Below are 15,669 nucleotides of genomic sequence, written 5' to 3'. Positions count from 1 at the left end.
CGAGCCTGTGCCGATTACTCGGCTGCGGCGTCTTCAGTTGCGGCTTCGGCAGCTTCTGCGGCCTTGGCGGCTTTCTCTTCGGCGCGCTCCTGCGCTTTCTTGCCCGGGACGGCTTTCTTGGGGTTCGAGCGCTCGGTCTTGGGCAGGGTGCCTGCGGCTTCGAGCATGCGGGCGATCCGGTCGGTCGGCTTTGCGCCTTGGCCCAGCCAGTACTGCACGCGCTCCATGTCCATCTTCACGCGCTCTTCGCTGTCCTTGGGCAGGAGCGGGTTATAGGTGCCGAGCTTCTCGATGAAGCGGCCGTCGCGGGGCATGCGGCTGTCGGTGGCCACAATGCGGTAGAAGGGGCGCTTTTTGGAACCGCCGCGGGCGAGCCGGATTTTCATTGCCATGGTGTAGGTCTCCTAGAGTTTCTTCTGTCTGAACCGGGGTTCAGGATTGGTGTTGTTTGTGATGTTGGATGACTTCCTGAATGATAAAATTCAGGAATTTCTTGGCGAAGTCGGGGTCGAGATCGGCCATATTGGCCAGCTCCGACAGGCGTGCGATCTGTGTCTCCTCGCGGGCGGGATCCGAGGGCGGCAGGTCATGCTCGGCCTTCAGCTTGCCCACGGCCTGGGTATGGGCAAAGCGCTCGGCCAGGGTGAAGACGAGGATGGCATCGAGGCGATCGATGCTGTCGCGGTGCTCGGCGAGCACTTCCGCGGCGCGGGTCACGGCGTCAGTCAAGCGCGTATCCTTTCGGTTTGAAGAGCGGGTCGGCATAATGGCCGATCTCCATCTCGATCCCATGGGCGAGCTGGCTGTCGCGCAGGGTGTCGGGGCTCGGGTGGCGGTAGACCACGTCGTCCCCGGCCACGGTCGCCGCCGCCTTGTCCTTGACCGCGCCGAGGCGCTCGGCCAGCCGGATGCTGTTGAGGTCCATCGGGTCGAGATAGCTGACCGCGCCGTCCCAACCGCTCTCGTTATAGAAGTAGCGGCGGCAGGCATGGGTGGCCTCCAGGGCAAAGCCCTTGCCGGCTTTCTCGGGCCAGATGATCCAGGCGATCTCGCGCTCGGGCCATTTTGCCGGCTGCCAGCCGCCCGCCATACCATAGGTCTCATCCGTGAGCTTGTCGTGGATCATCCACATGCCAAAGCCGCGGATCTCCCAATGGCCGATCTCGGCGGCGTAGAGCATCCATGTCTCGTAGGGGTTCAGCGGACCGCCCATGAAGCGCGAGCGGTAGGAGGCGAAGGTCGCCTTGAAATTCGGGTAGTCCTGCGGGTCTGGGCCGCGCAGGGACAGGCGCTGGGTTTCCAGCACGGGGATGTCGCGATGGCCCATTACGCGGCGCCTCCGGTTTCGGCGTTCTCGCCGACCCAATAGGTACGGCTGTGGCGCCAGACGAGGAGCTCGGGCTTGGCCGCGCGGGCATGGGGGTCGCGCTCAGCGCCGAGACGCTCCACCAGTTTGGTGGAGGCGGCGTTTTCCGGGTGGATATAGCTGACGGCGGTGTCCCAACCCAGATGCCCGAAGGCATGGATCAGGCAGGCGCGGGCGGCCTCATCGGCATAGCCCTGACCCTCATGCCCGTCCCAGAGGAGCCAGCCGATCTCGGGTTCGGGCCAATCGGCCGGGAACCAGGGACCCACAAGGCCGATCGGGGTTTCCGGATCGGTCTGGGCGAGCACGGTGAACATGCCAAAGCCCCGCATGGGCCAATGGGCCATCTCCACGCAGAAGGCGTACCAGGCGTCGGTCTCGCTCAGAGGGCCATGGGCGAAGCGGGAGCGGTCGGACATGTAGAAGGCGCGGTAGCCGTCGAAATCCTGGGCCGCGGGGGGGCGCAGGATCAGGCGATCTGTGGTCAGGAGGGTCATGGGGTCCCTCCTGCGTCGGATGGATGGCGGAAGATCAGGCAGGGATCATCGGGCTTGGGCTGCGGGGCGTCCGCGTCCAGGGTTGCGCCCAGCCGTTCGGCCAGTGCGATCGAGCGGGTGTTGCGCGCGTCGATATAGCTGACGATCTCGGTCCAGCCGAGACGGGAACGGGCATCTGCGCGGGCCGCCAGGGCGGCCTCTTGTGCGATGCCGCGGCCTTCGGCCGCCGGGAACAGGACCCAGCCGAGCTCTGTCTCTGGACGGCCATCGGGGTAGTAGGGGCCGACCAGACCCAGGGCGGTGTCGTCGCCGGTTTCGGTCACGGCCCAGAGCCCGTAGCCCCGCACCTGCCAATGGCCGAGCATGGCCACCGCATTGCTCCACGCCTTGCTATGGGGCACGTGTCCGCCTGCGTATTGCGACCGCTCGGAGCGATAGAACTCCGTCAGGGCGGGCACATCCGCCGGGGTCGGCGGGCGCAGGGTCAGACGCTCGGTGGTCAGGGTGATCATGCGAGCACCTCTGTCCGGTTCGGGTGGCGGCACACTTCCATGGAGCCGTAGAGCGGGCTCTCATAGGAGCCTTCCCTTGTGCAGCCCAGCCGCTCGGCCAGGGCAAAGGAGCGGGTGTTGCCCGCGATGATCAGGCTGATCGTGCTGTCCCAACCGAGGGTCTCATAGGCCCAGCGGCGCGCGGCGGTGACCGCCTCGAAGGCGATGCCGCGCCCCTCGGCGCCGTCAAAGACGGTCCAGGCGATCTCCGGCTCCGGCCAGGTCTCGGGGAAGTAGGGGCCGCAAATGCCGAGGGCTGCGTCGGTCTCGCGATCCGCGATCATCCAACGGCCATAGCCGCGCAGATACCAATGCCCCACGGTGTTGCACATCCGATCGAACGCATCGGACGCCTTGTAGGGGCCGCCAACGCCCGCGGAGCGCGGGCTTTCGAGGAACGCGCCATAGGCGCCTGCATCCGCGTTGCGTGGCGCGCGCAGGATCAGGCGCTCTGTTTCGAGCGTCGGGATATGCAGGGTCGTGCCGGTCATTGCAGACGCTCCGGCGCGGGATGGGTATAGACGTCATATCCGGCGAGCGGGCTTGGCTGGCCTTCGGTTCGGGTGGCGTCGAGCCGGGCCATGATCGCCGCCGACCCGGTGTTCCCGGCCGCCACATAGCTCACGAGTTGCACGGGTGCCGGGTGGTTGCCGTAATACCAGCCGCGCAGGGCTGCGGCGGCCTCGGTGGCGTAGCCGCGCCCTTCATGGCCGTCGAGCAGCATGAAGCCGAGCTCCTCCTGGGGCCAATGGGGCGGGTTGAGGATATAGGTCTGGCCGACGGTCTCACCCGTGGTGCGCTCCTCGATCCAGAGGGCGCCATGGCCAAAGAAGCCCCAATGCGCCAGATCCGAAGCAAACCAGCCCCAGGCATCCGCTGCTTCATAAGGCCCACCGATATAGAGGCTGCGCGGGCTCGCCAGCAGCGCGCAATATCCCGGCCAGTCCGCCAGTTCAGGCGCCCGGAGGGTCAGGCGATCGGTCTCGATCACCGGGATATGCGCGGTGGCGGTGTGCATTACTTCTTCTTGCCGAACCCCGAAAGGCCGGGGGGAAGACCCCCGCCGCCCAGTCCGGGCAGGCCGCCGCCGGGCATGTTGCCCATGGCCTTGGCGGCTTTCTCCAGATCGGCGGGGTTCATGCCCGCGAGATCGCCGGGCATTCCGGCAGGCATGCCGCCCTTGCCGCCCAAGAGGCCGCCCAGGTTCTTCATCATGCCTTTCTTGCCCATTTTGCCCATCTTCTTCATGGCATCGGCCATCTGACGGTGCATCTTGAGGAGCTTGTTGAGATCCGAGACCTCCATTCCCGCGCCCTTGGCGATCCGCTTCTTGCGGGAGGCCTGGAGGATCTGCGGATTGGCGCGCTCGCGCTTGGTCATGGACTGGATCAGGGCGATCTGACGGCGGATGACCTTGTCGTCGAACCCGGCCTCGTCGAGCTTGCCCTTCATCTTGTTCATGCCGGGCATCATGCCCATAAGGCCCTCGACGCCGCCCATCTTTTCCATCTGCTCGAGCTGGCCGCGCAGGTCGTTCATGTTGAACTGACCCTTCTGGAAGCGCTTCATCATGCGCTCGGCCTGCTCGGCCTCGATGGTTTCCTGGGCCTTCTCGACCAGAGCCACGATATCGCCCATGCCGAGGATGCGGCCGGCGACGCGGTCGGGCTCGAAGGTCTCCAGCGCGTCCATCTTCTCGCCAAGGCCGACAAAGCGGATCGGCTTGCCGGTCACCGCGCGCATGGAGAGCGCCGCACCGCCGCGGCCATCACCATCCATCCGGGTCAGAACGACGCCGGAGATGCCGATGCGGTCATCGAAGTTCTCGGCCGTGTGCACCGCGTCCTGACCGGTCAGGCCATCGACCACCAGCAGGGTCTCGCGCGGGTTGGCCACGTCGCGGACCGCCTCGACCTGGGCCATGAGCTCCTCGTCGATGGACAGACGTCCGGCGGTGTCGAGCATGTAGACGTCATAGCCGCCGAGGGAGGCCTGGGTCTTGGCGCGCTTGGCAATCGCCACCGGGTCCTCGCCCTTGACGATGGGCAGCGTATCGACGCCGATCTGCACGCCGAGGATGGCGAGCTGTTCCATGGCCGCGGGGCGGTTCACGTCGAGCGAGGCCATCAGCACGCGCTTGCCGTCGCGCTCGGACATGCGCTTGGCAAGCTTGGCGGTGGTGGTGGTCTTACCGGAGCCCTGCAGGCCGACCATCAGGATCGGCGCGGGCGGGTTGTCGATCTTCAGGGCGCCGGGGTCTTCGTCGCCCTTGAGGACATGGACCAGCTCGTCATGGACGATCTTGACCACCTGCTGGCCCGGGGTGACCGATTTGGTCACCGCCTGACCGGTCGCCTTGGCTTGCACCGCCTTGACGAAGTCGCGCGCCACGGGAAGCGACACATCCGCCTCCAGCAGGGCCACGCGGACCTCGCGCAGGGCGGTGGAGACGTCGGCCTCGCTCAGCGCACCCTGCTTGGTCAGGCGGTCAAAGACACCGGAGAGGCGATCGGACAGATTTTCGAACATCAGGTCTTCCTTTTGGTCCTCTCGGAGCGCGTCCGCCCCGCGGTGTCGTCGTCTGGTGCAGGATTTCCTGCGCTGTCCCAAAGCCCCAACCGGAAACGCACCCGTGGGCGCAACGCGCTGACGGGTGGCGATCCCTGCCCAATGGCATAGGGACCGGAGGGCACAGGCTCTCCGGGGGTTGGGGGGCATATGGACGGTTGCGGGGGATCTGTCAAGCGGTGCGTGGGGCGGCGGAACCCTTGCGATGCTTGTTAAATTGAGCGCCTGCGGCGCGTTTTTTAGTCTGGCTGCGCCCTGGCCCCGGGTCCGGGGCGGGCGCAGGGGCCTCCGGCGGGGATATTTGGCGACTTAAGGGATACGAAAAAGCCCCGCCGCAGGGAGGTGCGACGGGGCAGGTGGGAGAGGAACAGGTGGGCGGAGGTCAGGCGGCGAGGGCCTCGATCGCGGCATTGGCCTTGGCGTGGCTGGCATCCGCATCGACCATGAGGCGGTCGGCGGCGACAATTTCGACCTCGTGCACGCCGATGAAGCTGAGCACGTGTTTCATGTAATCCGTGGCGAAGTCGATCTGGCTTCCGACTTCTGTGCCACCCGAAGCGATGGCGAGGATCGCGCGCTTGCCGGTGAGCAGGCCTTTCGGGCCGTCCGCGGTGTAGCGGAAGGTCAGCCCGGCCCGGGCGACCTGATCGATCCAGGCCTTGAGACTCGCGGGGATCCCGAAATTCCAGATCGGCAGGGAAATGACGACCACATCGGCGGCCTGAAGCTCGGCCACCAGCGTGTCGGAGAGCGCGAGCCGCTCGACCTGCTCCGCAGTGCGGTCTTCGGCGGGGGTAAAGTTGGCGCCGATCCAGTCCGCATCGACCACCGGAAGGCCGGTGCTGACGTCGCGGGAAGTCGTTTGGGTCGGAGCAAGCCGGGTCACGATCCGGTCGGCCAGCGCGCGGGAGACCGAGGCGTCGCTGCGGGGGGAGCTGTCAATGCGGAGAACATGGGTCATGGATCTGGTCCTGTGCTGTCTGAGGCGATGTGGCCCCGGGTTTTGCCGGTCCGATCCAGAGAGGCTCGGGCCATGAGCGGGAAGTTGCGTGCGTCGTGTGAGGCAAGAATTAGCCATTGCGTAAATGAACACAATTCCACATATTGAACAGGAAATGTGAGTGAGCGCACATTTTTGATCCAAGACGATTTGTAGTGATTGAGACGACATGCCGATTGAAAACTGGGATGAAATCCGCACCGCCTTTCAGGTGGCGCGACTGGGGACGGTGAGCGGCGCGGCGGAGGTGCTGGGGGTGCACCACGCCACGGTGATCCGCCATATCGACAGCCTTGAGGGGCGGCTCGGGGTGAAGCTGTTCCAGCGCCATGCGCGGGGTTACACGGCCACGGATGCAGGCAATGATCTGCTCCAGGTGGCGCAGGTCACAGCGGATCAGTTCGATCAGCTTTCCGGGCGGCTCCATGGCCATGGGGCGAAAGTGACGGGCGAGTTGATCATCACCTCGCTCGAGGTGTTCTCGCCGCTGATCGCGCCAGTGCTGGCGCAGTTTCAGGCGGATCATGAGGATCTGGCGGTCAAGTTCATCACCGACACCCGCGTCTTCCGGCTGGAATATGGCGAGGCCCATGTTGCGATCCGCGCCGGGCGCAAGCCGGATGACCCCGACAATATCGTGCAGCCGCTCTATACCCAGCGGATGACCTTTTATGGCACGCAGGAATACCTCGACACCCATGGGCCGATTGTCATGGGCAGCGATTATGCCGGACACCGGATCGTCGGCAGCACGATCGAGGAGCCGCGTGCGCCCTTCAACATCTGGATGAAGGAGAACATGCCCGCGGATCGCATCATCTATCGCGCCTCGGATATCCGGGCCGGCGGTGATGCGGTGGTGGCAGGGATCGGGGCGGGCTTCCTGCCCATGTGGTGGGCGGCGCAATGCCCGAACCTCGTGCCGCTTTGCGATCCGCTCGATGACTGGTCAAGCCGGGTCTGGTTGATCACCCATGTGGATCTGCACCGCACGGCGAAGGTGCAGAGCTTCACCAACTTCCTCAAGGCATCGGCCAAGGACTGGCCATGACCGCGCAAGCGTGCCGGTGCGGCGGGGTCGGCCCATGGCGCTGAGCCCGGTGGCGCGGGTGCGCGCCCTGTCGCGCCCGGCCCAAGGCCATCTGGCGATGCTCGCCTTCTCAGCGCTGGTCGCAGGATCGTTCGCGCTGGGCGGACAGATCGCCAATGAGATCGCACCCGCGGCCCTGAACGCGGTGCGTTTCGGTATTGCAGGCGGGGTTGTCGGGCTCGCGGCCTGGGCGAGCGGCGGGCTGAGCCGGGATCTCCTGCGGGCGCCCTGGCGGTTTCTGGTGCTGGGCGGGCTTTTCGGGATCTACTTCGTCTTGATGTTCGAAGGGTTGAAAACCGCGGACCCGGTCTCGACCGCCGCGGTCTTTACCCTCACGCCGATCATGTCGGGCGTCTTTGGCTGGATCCTGATGCGGCAGGTCACGACACCGCGCATGGCCCTGGCGCTGGCGGTGGGGGCGGCGGGCGCGCTCTGGGTGATCTTCGATGCCTCTTTTGCGGCTCTGCTGGCTTTCGATATCGGACGGGGCGAGGCGATCTTCTTCATCGGCTGCATCTCGCACGCGGCCTATGCCCCCATGGCTCGGCTCCTGAACCGGGGCGAGAGCGCGGCGGGCTTCACCTTTGGCATGCTGATCGCGGGCTGCGGGCTCCTCTTTGCCTATGGCTGGCGCGATGTGCAGGCGACCGGGTGGTCCGAGCTGCGCCCGCTGGTCTGGATCGCCATGGGCTATCTCTCGGTCGGGGCGAGTGCCGCGACCTTCGTGCTGCTGCAGGCCGCGACCCTGCGCCTGCCCTCTGCCAAGGTGATGGCCTATACCTATCTGACGCCAAGTTGGGTGATCCTGTGGCAGATCGGGCTGGGCCAGCCGGTGCCGAACCCGATGATCCTGATCGGGGTGGCCCTGACTTGCGTGGCGCTGGTGCTGCTTTTGAAGGAAGAAATGCCGCAAAGCTGACTATCCGGTGCAGGTCTTTGACCCGGCGCAAGGACAGGGGCGGGCCATGCGCGCAGACTGGCGGGCGAAAGGAGGCCCGCGATGCCCGCTGCTACCAACAAAGCCGATCTCATTGCCATCTGTGCCAAAGAATATGCCAAGCTCTCGCGCCTGATCGCTCCGCTCACCGAGGCGGAGGCCACTGCGCCTGGACCCGAGGGCGTGTCGATCAAGGATACGGTGGGTCACCGGGCCCATTGGATCGGGCTCTATCTTGGTTGGGTCACGGAAGGGCGCGCCGGGGCTGAGGTCCAGACGCCGGCGCCGGGTTATAAATGGTCCGAGCTGAAGGCCTATAACGCGCAGCTGCGCGAGGCCCAGGCCGGGCGGGGCTGGGAGACTGTGCAAACGGATCTCGCCGAGGGTCATGAGCGCCTCATGGCGTTTCTCGCGGGGGAGAGTGACGAGAGCCTCTATACCCCTCATCTCATGCCCTGGATGAATGATTGGACACTCGGGCGCTGGGCCGAGGCCTCAGGCGCCAGCCATTACCGTTCGGCGGCCAAGGTCATCCGCAAGATCATTCGGGATCAGGTCGCTGGGGCAGCTCCGTCTCCAGAAAGCGCTCGAACGCGTCGAGATTGACCGCCTCGAACTGCCCGAAGCTCTGCATCCAGATCGACGCATCGCGCAGGGCGTCGGGCTCCAGTTTGCACCATTTCACCCGGCCGCGCTTTTCCTGACTGATCAGCCCGGCGCGGGTCAGGATCGTCAGGTGTTTCGAGATCGCGGCGAGCGACATCTCGAAGGGTTCGGCCACATCCGTGACCGCCATGTCATCCTCCAGAAGCATGGTCAGGATGGCCCGGCGGGTGGGATCGGCAAGCGCCGCAAAGACAGTGTCGAGGCGAGGGGTCATGGCCGCTTGGCTATCACGGGGCCGCGCCCAAGGGTAGAGCGCCGTCGCGAGCCGCGCGCGGCGGTTCAGGCGGCGCGTGCGGTTCGGCGCTGCAGATAGCGCGCCACCCGATAGGTTTCGAGCAGCGCGAGAGGCGCGAAATGCACCAGCGCCGGGCCGATCCCGCCCCAGTCATGAAGTGCCGCCCAATGGAGCAGGGTCAGGACCGCCGCGCCATAGACCCAGCGTTGCAGCGCCTTCCAGCGTGGGCCCAATCGGCGGACCCAGTCATCGGTTGAGGTGATCGCGAGCGGCACGAAGATCACGAAAGCCAACCAGCCGGTCCAGATATAGAGCTTGGAGAGCTCGGCACCGGAGATCGCGACCGCGCCTGTATCCAAGAGATAGAGCACCGTGTGCAGCGCCCCATAGCCAAAGGCCGCCACGCCCAGATAACGCCGCCGCTTCATCAGCCAGCGCGGGCCGCGCCATCCCTTGAGCCAGAGGGTCAGGGGTGTGATCATCATCGCAAGGATCATGAAGCGCGCGGCAAACTCCCCGGTGGGGTGGAGCATGTCATGCACAGCCTTCGGATCGCCGGAGCTGAGCCCCACGCTGATCGGCAGGAGCGGCAGGCTGAGCAGGGCCCAGAAGGTTATGGGATGATCCCAGATGGATTTAAGCAAAGTCATGTCGGGCCTCGAAGTCTTTGCCCATTTTACGCGGGGGCGCGGGGTTTCCGTCGCTTGGCCCCGCAAAAAGATCCCAATCCAGGCGCCTCAGCGCGCGCGGGTCGCGGTCAGTCGCGGTTCCGGGCGTGGCAGATGGTGCCCGGAAAGGGCGGGAGCCACGCCTCGCGGCGGTCAGTCCAGAGCTCATAGTCCGGAGCAAACTGGCTGGGCTGGTCGAGCGCTCCGAGATGCAGCTCGCGGTCGCCATCGGTTTCGGCATAAACCGAGCTGCCGCAGGTCGGGCAGAAATGCCGCCCCTCGAAGACCTGCGTCGCGCCGGTCACCGTGACGCGCGCCTGCGGATAAATCGCCGCCGCATAGAAAAGGGCCCCGTGATGCTTGCGGCAGTTCAGACAATGGCAGAGGCCCACGCGCAGGGGCGCACCTTCGGCCTCGAACCGGACCTTGCCGCAAAGGCAGCCCCCCGTCACCTTTTCCATCCTCGACCTCCGTCGCTGCGCCCTTCGGGTCTGGATCGAAAAGCGGTCGCGCGCAAGACGACCCGCCCCGATCCGGGCGTTTGATACACAAAACCCCTTGCCCGGGACGCGGTTCTGGGGGAGCGTGGAGGTGCCGCAATACCGGCACGCCCCCGTGATGCCCTCCGTGGTTCGCGTGGGTGCCAGACGATTTGAGCCGCCGGCCCCGCATTTTCAGCGCCCGATTTTGAGACGAAAGACATTACAGGAGACAATCATGCCCAGTGGATTTGGCGACACACTCTTTAAAGCCATCATCGCGATCCCGGCCGTACACCGGCTGATCAATCGCTACGTGATTTCGAAATACGCCGATAGCGGCCCGCTGCCCGGGCTCTATACCACCAAGGAGCGGGGGATCACTCCCCTGCGCGAGATGCTCCATAAGGAGTATTTCGCCCTCGAAGTGCCGACCCCCTCGCCGGAGGAGATCGAGACCCTGCCGGATATCGAGGCGGTCACGGCCCTTTTTGAACGCAAGGGGCCCGCGCCGGTGAGCCGGGTTTCGGTCCTGCTGCCGCTCTTTGCCCAGCACCTGACCGATGCGGTGTTTCAGAGCGACGGGATGTACGGCACCAACGCCGCCCACGAGATCATCCTGAACCAGATCTACGGCAACACGCCGGGGGATGAGGACCTGCTGCGCAGCCATGAGGGCGGCAAGCTCCGGGTGCAGAGCCGGCAGGTAAACGGGGGCAGCGCGAGCTTCCCCGATGCCCTGCTCGAAGAGCATGAGGGTAGCTGGCGCGTCCGGCCCCATTTCTCGGGCCTTTCATACCTCAACCCCAAGAAGGTCGACGTGCTGCTGAAGCGGTACGAGGGGCGCGAGGCGGATGTCTGCGCCACGGGTCTCTTTCAGGGCAACATGACCCTCGGCAATTTCGCGATCACGACCCTGATGGTGCGCGAACACAACCGGCTCTGTGAGGGCATCTTGGCCGAACGGGAGCGCAAGGGCCTCTCGACCAGCGATGACGAGATCTTCCGTATCGCGCAACAGAACAACGTGACCGCCTATATGAAGGTGGTGATCGAGGACTACATCAACGCCTTCGCCGGGCAGAAGCTCTTCTTCCTCGACACGCAGAGCTTTTTTTACGAGGACAAGCGCTGGTCCCGCGAGACGCCGCTGCCCTATCACTTCAACATTCTCTACCGCATCCACGCCATGCTCCCCGACGCTTTGAAGGGCCATGAGGAGAAGGGCTTCGCGGCCATGCTCGCGAACAACAACATGGTGATGGAAACCGGGATCGGAGAGATCTTCCGCATCGCCTCCAGCCAGGGCGCGGGGCAGGTCCGGCTCGGCAACACCCATACCAAGCTGCTCAAGGCGGAGGAGGCCGGGATCTCCAAGGCGCGGGGCGTGCTGGGCTTCTTCAACGCCCATCGGGCGGCCCATAACAAGGACGCGCTGGGCTTTGACGGGTTCGATCCCGCGTTCCGCGATCAGTTGCGGGAACTTTACCAAGGCAAGGCGAACCGCGTGGAATACGCGGTAGGGATCCTGGCGGAACTGCCTCAGCCCGGTCTCGCGGAAAAGCTGGGCCTGAAGGATGACCCGATCATCGGGCCCACCCTGATGGGGGCGATCGCCAAGCACGCGTTCCGCCATATCCTGAGCAATCGGTTCATGACGCGTGAATTCCTCAACCCCGAGGCCTTGGGCGCGTTTGGCTGGGAGAACCTCCACGCCACGACCTCCGTCGCCGATCTGGTGAAGCGCAACCTGGAGGGGGAGATGGACGCCGCCGCCGCCGCGCAGCTGCGGGTAAGCTTCGTCAACCCGACCTGATCCCACGCTCCGCCGGGCACGGGTCCGGCCGGGGTTTGGCGGGGCGCTCACCCGGGCGTGCCCGCCAAAATCAACCGATTGGTTGAATAAGCCCAGGCGGCCTGATGGCGCTAACGGCGCGGTGGCCAGCTTGTCGCAGTTTTAAAAATATTTTCAATTTCAGGGCCTTACGCGCGCCCTGCGCCGCGCTGCGGCGCGTTGACTCTGCCCCGCCCTCCGGCCTAGCTTGCCCGCAACAACGCGGAGACGTGGGGCATGGTCGACGACCCTCATAAAGAGCGCCTAAAAGCGCTGGAGGAGCGGATCGACGCCGCCAAACAGGCACAGGCCCCGGCTCCGAAGAAGGATGAGCACTACTCTCTGGCCCAGCATGCCTGGCGGATGGTGGTGGAATTGGTGGCCGGTCTCGGGATCGGCTTTGGCATCGGGTACGGGCTGGACAGCCTGTTCGGCACAACGCCGATCCTCCTGGTGGTATTTACATTGCTGGGCTTTGCGGCGGGGGTGCAGACCATGATCCGGTCCTCGCGCGAAATCCAGGCGGAAAGACTGAAGGCGGAGGCATCCGCCGAGCGTGAAGGGGACTAGACTGTGGCAAGCGAAGACGGCGGCGGACTCTCATTTCATCCCATGGATCAGTTCATCGTGTCTCCCCTGTTCGGGGATGGCCCGGTGCACTTCTACACACCGACGAATGTGACCCTGTGGATGGCGATTGCCGTGGCCGCGCTGACGCTGCTGCTGGTGACCGGGACCCGCGGGCGCGCCGTGGTTCCGACCAAAGCCCAGTCCATCGCCGAGCTTGCCTATGGCTTTGTCTACAAGATGGTGGAGGATGTGACCGGCAAGGACGGTCTGAAGTACTTCCCCTACATCTTCACGCTCTTCATGTTCATCATCCTGTCGAACTTCCTCGGCCTGATCCCGATGAGCTTCACCACCACCTCGCATATCGCAGTGACCGCGATCCTCGCATTCGCCGTGTTCATCACCGTGACGGTGATCGGCTTTGTGAAGAACGGCGCCGGGTTCCTGAGCCTCTTCTGGGTCTCCTCGGCGCCGCTGCCGCTGCGTCCTGTGCTGGCGGTGATCGAGGTGATTTCCTACTTCGTGCGTCCGGTCAGCCACTCCATTCGTCTGGCAGGCAACATGATGGCCGGTCACGCCGTTCTGAAGGTGTTCGCCGGCTTCGCCCAGGTGACTGCCGTTGCCCCCATCGCGATCATCGGGGTCATGGCGATCTACGGGCTCGAGGTTCTGGTGTCGGCCATTCAGGCCTACGTCTTCACCATTCTGACTTGCGTGTATCTCAAGGACGCACTGCACCCGCATCACTAACGAACACGGGCGCGGCGGGTTGCTGCGTCCCATCTCATCGAACTCATTCCATCGTAAGGAGACACATCATGGAAGGTGAACTCGCACATATCGGCGCAGGCCTGGCAGCAATCGGTTCCGGCGCAGCCGCAATCGGTGTGGGCCACGTGGCAGGCAACTTCCTGGCAGGCGCGCTGCGGAACCCCTCCGCTGCTGCTGGTCAGACCGCGACCCTCTTCATCGGCATCGCCTTCGCAGAAGCTCTGGGGATCTTCGCATTCCTCGTCGCTCTGCTGCTGATGTTCGCCGTCTAAGCTTTCCAAAGCCATCCTTACGGTCGGGTCAGCCTGATATGGGCTGATCCGATGTGAAAGAGGGCCAAGGAGGGACGCATGGCAACAGACGCACAAGGGGCCGTTGAATCCGCGCCGGGCATGCCCCAGCTGGATTTCTCGACCTTTCCCAACCAGATTTTCTGGCTGATCATCACGCTGGCAGCGATCTATCTGATCCTGACCAAGGTGGCCTTGCCGCGCATCGCGTCGGTTCTGGCCGAGCGCAGCGGGACGATCACCAACGATCTGGCCGCCGCCGAAGAGCTGAAGCTCGCGGCCGTGGAGGCTGAGAAAGCCTATAACCAGGCGCTGGCCGATGCCCGTGCCGAAGCACAGAAGATCGTTGCCGAAGCCAAGGCCGAGATCCAGGCGGATCTGGACGCGGCCACTGAGAAGGCCGATGCCGAGATCGCCGCGAAAGCTGCGGAATCGGAGAAAGCCATTGCCGAGATCCGGGCCAATGCGATGGAGAGCGTGACCGAGGTCGCGACCGAGACCGCAGGCGCGCTGGTCTCTGCCCTGCTGCCGAACGCCACGGATGTGGATGTTTCGTCGGCTGTGGCGCAGCGTGTGAAAGGGTAAGGACATGACCAGACTGATCCTTCCCGCGATGATCTCGCTGGTGGCGACACCGGCCCTGGCCGCCAAGGGGCCGTTCTTCTCGCTGGCCAACACGGATTTCATCGTGTTGATTTCGTTCCTGTGTTTCATCGGCGTCGTGCTGTACTTCAAGGTGCCGCAGATGCTGGGTGGGATGCTCGACAAGCGGGCTGAAGGCATCAAGGCCGAGCTGGACGAAGCCAAGGCGCTGCGCGAAGAAGCGCAGACCATCCTGGCCTCCTACGAGCGCAAGCAGCGCGAGGTGCAGGGGCAGGCGGATGCGATCGTGGCCACGGCCAAGGAAGACGCAGAAGCCGCAGCCGCTCAGGCCAAGATCGACCTGGAAACCTCGATTGCGCGTCGCCTGGCGGCCGCAGAAGAGCAGCTCGCCTCTGCGCAGGCGTCCGCTGTCAAAGAGGTCAAGGACAAAGCCGTGACCGTGGCTGTTGCCGCGGCGGCCGAGGTGATCGAAGCCAAGCTGGGCAAGTCCGAGCTGGAGGCTATGAACGCCGCTGCTATCCAGGAAGTGCAAGCCAAGCTTCACTGAGGGACGATTTCAGAACGATCTTGAAGAACCCGGCCCCGTGCCGGGTTTTTTTTCGTTTCAGGGGGCGCGGTCCACATGTGGACCGCGCAGACGCGCTCTGTCCTATCGTGAGTAGCTTGGGATACCCAGTGGCAGCTTGCGGGTCAGCGCCTTCCGCATGCGGAAGGCGCCACTGTCCCTAGCGCTGCTGCTCGTGCTCGAAGCGTTGCCGGGCGATGGCTTCGTTCTTTTCCATCTGCCGCCAATCGGCGAGGGAGCCTTCCACGAAGTCCAGGTGGGTCTGCACGGCCTCTCGCGCGGCCAGAGGATCCCGGGCCTGCACGGCGGCGTTAATCGCCCGGTGCTGTTCCAGCAGCTGGTCCCTTGTCGCGCGCTGTTTGAACATGATCTTGCGGTTGTAGAACACGCCCTCGCGCAACAGATCGAACATGGACCGCATCATGTGCAGCATGATCACGTTGTGGCTGGCCTCGATGATCGCGAGGTGAAACTCCGCATCGAGCGCGGATTCCTCATCCGGGTTCCGCTTGGAATGGGCCGCTTCCATCTTGCGAAAGATCGTGTCGACCACCCGCAGATCCGTCTCGGACCCGAGCCGCGCGGCGCGATCCGCGGCGAGCCCCTCCAGATCCCGGCGAAAGGCGAGATAATCAAACACCGCCTCGTCATGCTGCGCAAAGAGCTGGATCAGCGCCTCGGAGAAGGCCGATCCCAGAACTTCGGCCACATAGACACCCGCTCCGGCCCGGGTCTCCAAAAGGCCCCGTTCCTGCAACTCGGCCAGCGCCTCGCGCAGGGAGGGGCGAGACACGCCCAGCTTCTCTGACAGCTCCCGCTCCGAGGGCAGACGCTCTCCCGGGCGCAGGATGCCGCGCAGGATCAGCTTCTCGATCTGGCGAACCACGGAATGCGAGAGCTTCTCGGACTGGATGCGTTGAAATGGCATGATGCGCCCCCTGATTGGTCAAAAGATATGACCACCGGAGGCGCGCTGCAA

At 64.7% G+C, this 15,669-nt stretch carries 22 protein-coding genes; 9 read left to right on the top strand and 13 right to left on the bottom strand.

What is annotated here, in order from left to right:
* Positions 1–14: 14 nt before the first annotated feature.
* The 9 genes from rpsP to ACP153_RS04975 all read right to left on the bottom strand — a co-directional run bounded on the left by rpsP (position 15) and on the right by ACP153_RS04975 (position 5,943).
* Entirely contained in the window at positions 15–392 is a 378-nt protein-coding gene (rpsP, locus tag ACP153_RS05015; RefSeq protein WP_424969861.1) for a 30S ribosomal protein S16, read from the bottom strand.
* Positions 393–432: 40 nt separating this feature from the next.
* Positions 433–729, bottom strand: a complete 297-nt coding sequence (locus tag ACP153_RS05010) for a chorismate mutase (RefSeq protein WP_424969860.1) — start codon at positions 727–729, stop codon at positions 433–435.
* Positions 722–1,327, bottom strand: coding sequence for a GNAT family N-acetyltransferase (locus ACP153_RS05005; RefSeq protein ID WP_424969859.1), 606 nt, complete (start codon positions 1,325–1,327; stop codon positions 722–724). The genes ACP153_RS05010 and ACP153_RS05005 overlap by 8 nt, the downstream gene beginning before the upstream one ends.
* On the bottom strand, positions 1,327–1,863 hold the full coding sequence (locus tag ACP153_RS05000; RefSeq protein ID WP_424969858.1) for a GNAT family N-acetyltransferase: 537 nt from the start codon (positions 1,861–1,863) through the stop codon (positions 1,327–1,329). Before ACP153_RS05000 ends, ACP153_RS05005 begins: the two co-directional genes overlap by 1 nt.
* Positions 1,860–2,375, bottom strand: coding sequence for a GNAT family N-acetyltransferase (locus tag ACP153_RS04995; RefSeq protein ID WP_424969857.1), 516 nt, complete (start codon positions 2,373–2,375; stop codon positions 1,860–1,862). Before ACP153_RS04995 ends, ACP153_RS05000 begins: the two co-directional genes overlap by 4 nt.
* Positions 2,372–2,905 (bottom strand): GNAT family N-acetyltransferase, encoded by a 534-nt coding sequence (locus tag ACP153_RS04990; RefSeq protein ID WP_424969856.1) that lies wholly within the window; start codon positions 2,903–2,905, stop codon positions 2,372–2,374. The genes ACP153_RS04995 and ACP153_RS04990 overlap by 4 nt, the downstream gene beginning before the upstream one ends.
* Positions 2,902–3,432, bottom strand: coding sequence for a GNAT family N-acetyltransferase (locus ACP153_RS04985; protein WP_424969855.1), 531 nt, complete (start codon positions 3,430–3,432; stop codon positions 2,902–2,904). The genes ACP153_RS04990 and ACP153_RS04985 overlap by 4 nt, the downstream gene beginning before the upstream one ends.
* On the bottom strand, positions 3,432–4,943 hold the full coding sequence (gene ffh / locus ACP153_RS04980; protein ID WP_424969854.1) for a signal recognition particle protein: 1,512 nt from the start codon (positions 4,941–4,943) through the stop codon (positions 3,432–3,434). The genes ACP153_RS04985 and ffh overlap by 1 nt, the downstream gene beginning before the upstream one ends.
* Before the next feature lie 421 nt (positions 4,944–5,364).
* Positions 5,365–5,943 carry an FMN-dependent NADH-azoreductase gene (locus ACP153_RS04975; RefSeq protein ID WP_424969853.1) on the bottom strand — a complete coding sequence of 193 codons (579 nt, stop codon included), beginning with the start codon at positions 5,941–5,943 and terminating at the stop codon, positions 5,365–5,367.
* A gap of 214 nt (positions 5,944–6,157) precedes the next feature.
* On the opposite strand from ACP153_RS04975, the gene ACP153_RS04970 reads away from it, so the two are divergent.
* The 3 genes from ACP153_RS04970 (at position 6,158) to ACP153_RS04960 (ending at position 8,615) form a co-directional block, all read left to right on the top strand.
* Entirely contained in the window at positions 6,158–7,033 is an 876-nt protein-coding gene (locus tag ACP153_RS04970) for a LysR family transcriptional regulator (RefSeq protein WP_424970017.1), read from the top strand.
* Between the two features lie 67 nt (positions 7,034–7,100).
* On the top strand, positions 7,101–7,991 hold the full coding sequence (locus tag ACP153_RS04965) for a DMT family transporter (RefSeq protein WP_424970016.1): 891 nt from the start codon (positions 7,101–7,103) through the stop codon (positions 7,989–7,991).
* A gap of 81 nt (positions 7,992–8,072) precedes the next feature.
* Positions 8,073–8,615, top strand: coding sequence for a ClbS/DfsB family four-helix bundle protein (locus ACP153_RS04960; protein WP_424969852.1), 543 nt, complete (start codon positions 8,073–8,075; stop codon positions 8,613–8,615).
* On the opposite strand, the gene ACP153_RS04955 is transcribed toward ACP153_RS04960, so the two are convergent.
* The 3 genes from ACP153_RS04955 to ACP153_RS04945 form a co-directional block, all read right to left on the bottom strand.
* The gene (locus ACP153_RS04955; RefSeq protein WP_424969851.1) at positions 8,551–8,889 is read right to left on the bottom strand and encodes an ArsR/SmtB family transcription factor; all 339 of its coding nucleotides are present in this window, start codon (positions 8,887–8,889) and stop codon (positions 8,551–8,553) included. The two genes, ACP153_RS04960 and ACP153_RS04955, sit on opposite strands and share 65 nt — an antisense overlap.
* Before the next feature lie 65 nt (positions 8,890–8,954).
* Entirely contained in the window at positions 8,955–9,560 is a 606-nt protein-coding gene (locus tag ACP153_RS04950) for a sulfite oxidase heme-binding subunit YedZ (RefSeq protein WP_424969850.1), read from the bottom strand.
* 107 nt (positions 9,561–9,667) lie between these two features.
* On the bottom strand, positions 9,668–10,039 hold the full coding sequence (locus tag ACP153_RS04945) for a GFA family protein (RefSeq protein WP_424969849.1): 372 nt from the start codon (positions 10,037–10,039) through the stop codon (positions 9,668–9,670).
* A 256-nt stretch (positions 10,040–10,295) separates the two neighbouring features.
* On the opposite strand from ACP153_RS04945, the gene ACP153_RS04940 reads away from it, so the two are divergent.
* The 6 genes from ACP153_RS04940 (at position 10,296) to ACP153_RS04915 (ending at position 14,672) form a co-directional block, all read left to right on the top strand.
* Positions 10,296–11,873, top strand: coding sequence for a peroxidase family protein (locus ACP153_RS04940; protein ID WP_424969848.1), 1,578 nt, complete (start codon positions 10,296–10,298; stop codon positions 11,871–11,873).
* Between the two features lie 255 nt (positions 11,874–12,128).
* Positions 12,129–12,461: an AtpZ/AtpI family protein gene (locus ACP153_RS04935; RefSeq protein ID WP_424969847.1), complete on the top strand. Its 333-nt coding sequence runs from the start codon at positions 12,129–12,131 to the stop codon at positions 12,459–12,461.
* Positions 12,462–12,503: 42 nt separating this feature from the next.
* The gene (locus tag ACP153_RS04930; RefSeq protein WP_424969846.1) at positions 12,504–13,211 is read left to right on the top strand and encodes a F0F1 ATP synthase subunit A; all 708 of its coding nucleotides are present in this window, start codon (positions 12,504–12,506) and stop codon (positions 13,209–13,211) included.
* 68 nt (positions 13,212–13,279) lie between these two features.
* The gene (locus tag ACP153_RS04925; RefSeq protein WP_012179690.1) at positions 13,280–13,504 is read left to right on the top strand and encodes a F0F1 ATP synthase subunit C; all 225 of its coding nucleotides are present in this window, start codon (positions 13,280–13,282) and stop codon (positions 13,502–13,504) included.
* A gap of 78 nt (positions 13,505–13,582) precedes the next feature.
* The gene (locus ACP153_RS04920) at positions 13,583–14,107 is read left to right on the top strand and encodes a F0F1 ATP synthase subunit B' (RefSeq protein ID WP_424969845.1); all 525 of its coding nucleotides are present in this window, start codon (positions 13,583–13,585) and stop codon (positions 14,105–14,107) included.
* A gap of 4 nt (positions 14,108–14,111) precedes the next feature.
* A complete protein-coding gene (locus ACP153_RS04915) occupies positions 14,112–14,672 on the top strand; it encodes a F0F1 ATP synthase subunit B (RefSeq protein WP_424969844.1) in 561 nt (186 codons plus the stop codon).
* Between the two features lie 178 nt (positions 14,673–14,850).
* Here the strand turns inward: ACP153_RS04915 and ACP153_RS04910 are convergent, their stop codons facing one another.
* Positions 14,851–15,618 (bottom strand): FadR/GntR family transcriptional regulator, encoded by a 768-nt coding sequence (locus ACP153_RS04910; RefSeq protein WP_424969843.1) that lies wholly within the window; start codon positions 15,616–15,618, stop codon positions 14,851–14,853.
* Positions 15,619–15,669 lie beyond the last annotated feature (51 nt).

This window comes from Dinoroseobacter sp. S76 (genome assembly GCF_049801095.1).
In the GTDB taxonomy this organism is placed as follows: Bacteria; Pseudomonadota; Alphaproteobacteria; order Rhodobacterales; family Rhodobacteraceae; genus Dinoroseobacter.
Note: the sequence above shows the minus strand (reverse complement) of the source record. Positions and strands in the feature narration are given on the sequence as shown.

What these genes read in the sequence shown, in the direction of transcription:
- rpsP (WP_424969861.1), bottom strand. Translation starts at nt 392, where the DNA reads ATGGCAATGAAAATCCGGCTCGCCCGCGGCGGTTCCAAAAAGCGCCCC.
- ACP153_RS05005 (WP_424969859.1), bottom strand. Translation starts at nt 1,327, where the DNA reads ATGGGCCATCGCGACATCCCCGTGCTGGAAACCCAGCGCCTGTCCCTG.
- ACP153_RS05000 (WP_424969858.1), bottom strand. Translation starts at nt 1,863, where the DNA reads ATGACCCTCCTGACCACAGATCGCCTGATCCTGCGCCCCCCCGCGGCC.
- ACP153_RS04995 (WP_424969857.1), bottom strand. Translation starts at nt 2,375, where the DNA reads ATGATCACCCTGACCACCGAGCGTCTGACCCTGCGCCCGCCGACCCCG.
- ACP153_RS04990 (WP_424969856.1), bottom strand. Translation starts at nt 2,905, where the DNA reads ATGACCGGCACGACCCTGCATATCCCGACGCTCGAAACAGAGCGCCTG.
- ACP153_RS04985 (WP_424969855.1), bottom strand. Translation starts at nt 3,432, where the DNA reads ATGCACACCGCCACCGCGCATATCCCGGTGATCGAGACCGATCGCCTG.
- ffh (WP_424969854.1), bottom strand. Translation starts at nt 4,943, where the DNA reads ATGTTCGAAAATCTGTCCGATCGCCTCTCCGGTGTCTTTGACCGCCTG.
- ACP153_RS04975 (WP_424969853.1), bottom strand. Translation starts at nt 5,943, where the DNA reads ATGACCCATGTTCTCCGCATTGACAGCTCCCCCCGCAGCGACGCCTCG.
- ACP153_RS04960 (WP_424969852.1), top strand. Translation starts at nt 8,073, where the DNA reads ATGCCCGCTGCTACCAACAAAGCCGATCTCATTGCCATCTGTGCCAAA.
- ACP153_RS04955 (WP_424969851.1), bottom strand. Translation starts at nt 8,889, where the DNA reads ATGACCCCTCGCCTCGACACTGTCTTTGCGGCGCTTGCCGATCCCACC.
- ACP153_RS04950 (WP_424969850.1), bottom strand. Translation starts at nt 9,560, where the DNA reads ATGACTTTGCTTAAATCCATCTGGGATCATCCCATAACCTTCTGGGCC.
- ACP153_RS04945 (WP_424969849.1), bottom strand. Translation starts at nt 10,039, where the DNA reads ATGGAAAAGGTGACGGGGGGCTGCCTTTGCGGCAAGGTCCGGTTCGAG.
- ACP153_RS04940 (WP_424969848.1), top strand. Translation starts at nt 10,296, where the DNA reads ATGCCCAGTGGATTTGGCGACACACTCTTTAAAGCCATCATCGCGATC.
- ACP153_RS04935 (WP_424969847.1), top strand. Translation starts at nt 12,129, where the DNA reads ATGGTCGACGACCCTCATAAAGAGCGCCTAAAAGCGCTGGAGGAGCGG.
- ACP153_RS04930 (WP_424969846.1), top strand. Translation starts at nt 12,504, where the DNA reads ATGGATCAGTTCATCGTGTCTCCCCTGTTCGGGGATGGCCCGGTGCAC.
- ACP153_RS04925 (WP_012179690.1), top strand. Translation starts at nt 13,280, where the DNA reads ATGGAAGGTGAACTCGCACATATCGGCGCAGGCCTGGCAGCAATCGGT.
- ACP153_RS04920 (WP_424969845.1), top strand. Translation starts at nt 13,583, where the DNA reads ATGGCAACAGACGCACAAGGGGCCGTTGAATCCGCGCCGGGCATGCCC.
- ACP153_RS04915 (WP_424969844.1), top strand. Translation starts at nt 14,112, where the DNA reads ATGACCAGACTGATCCTTCCCGCGATGATCTCGCTGGTGGCGACACCG.
- ACP153_RS04910 (WP_424969843.1), bottom strand. Translation starts at nt 15,618, where the DNA reads ATGCCATTTCAACGCATCCAGTCCGAGAAGCTCTCGCATTCCGTGGTT.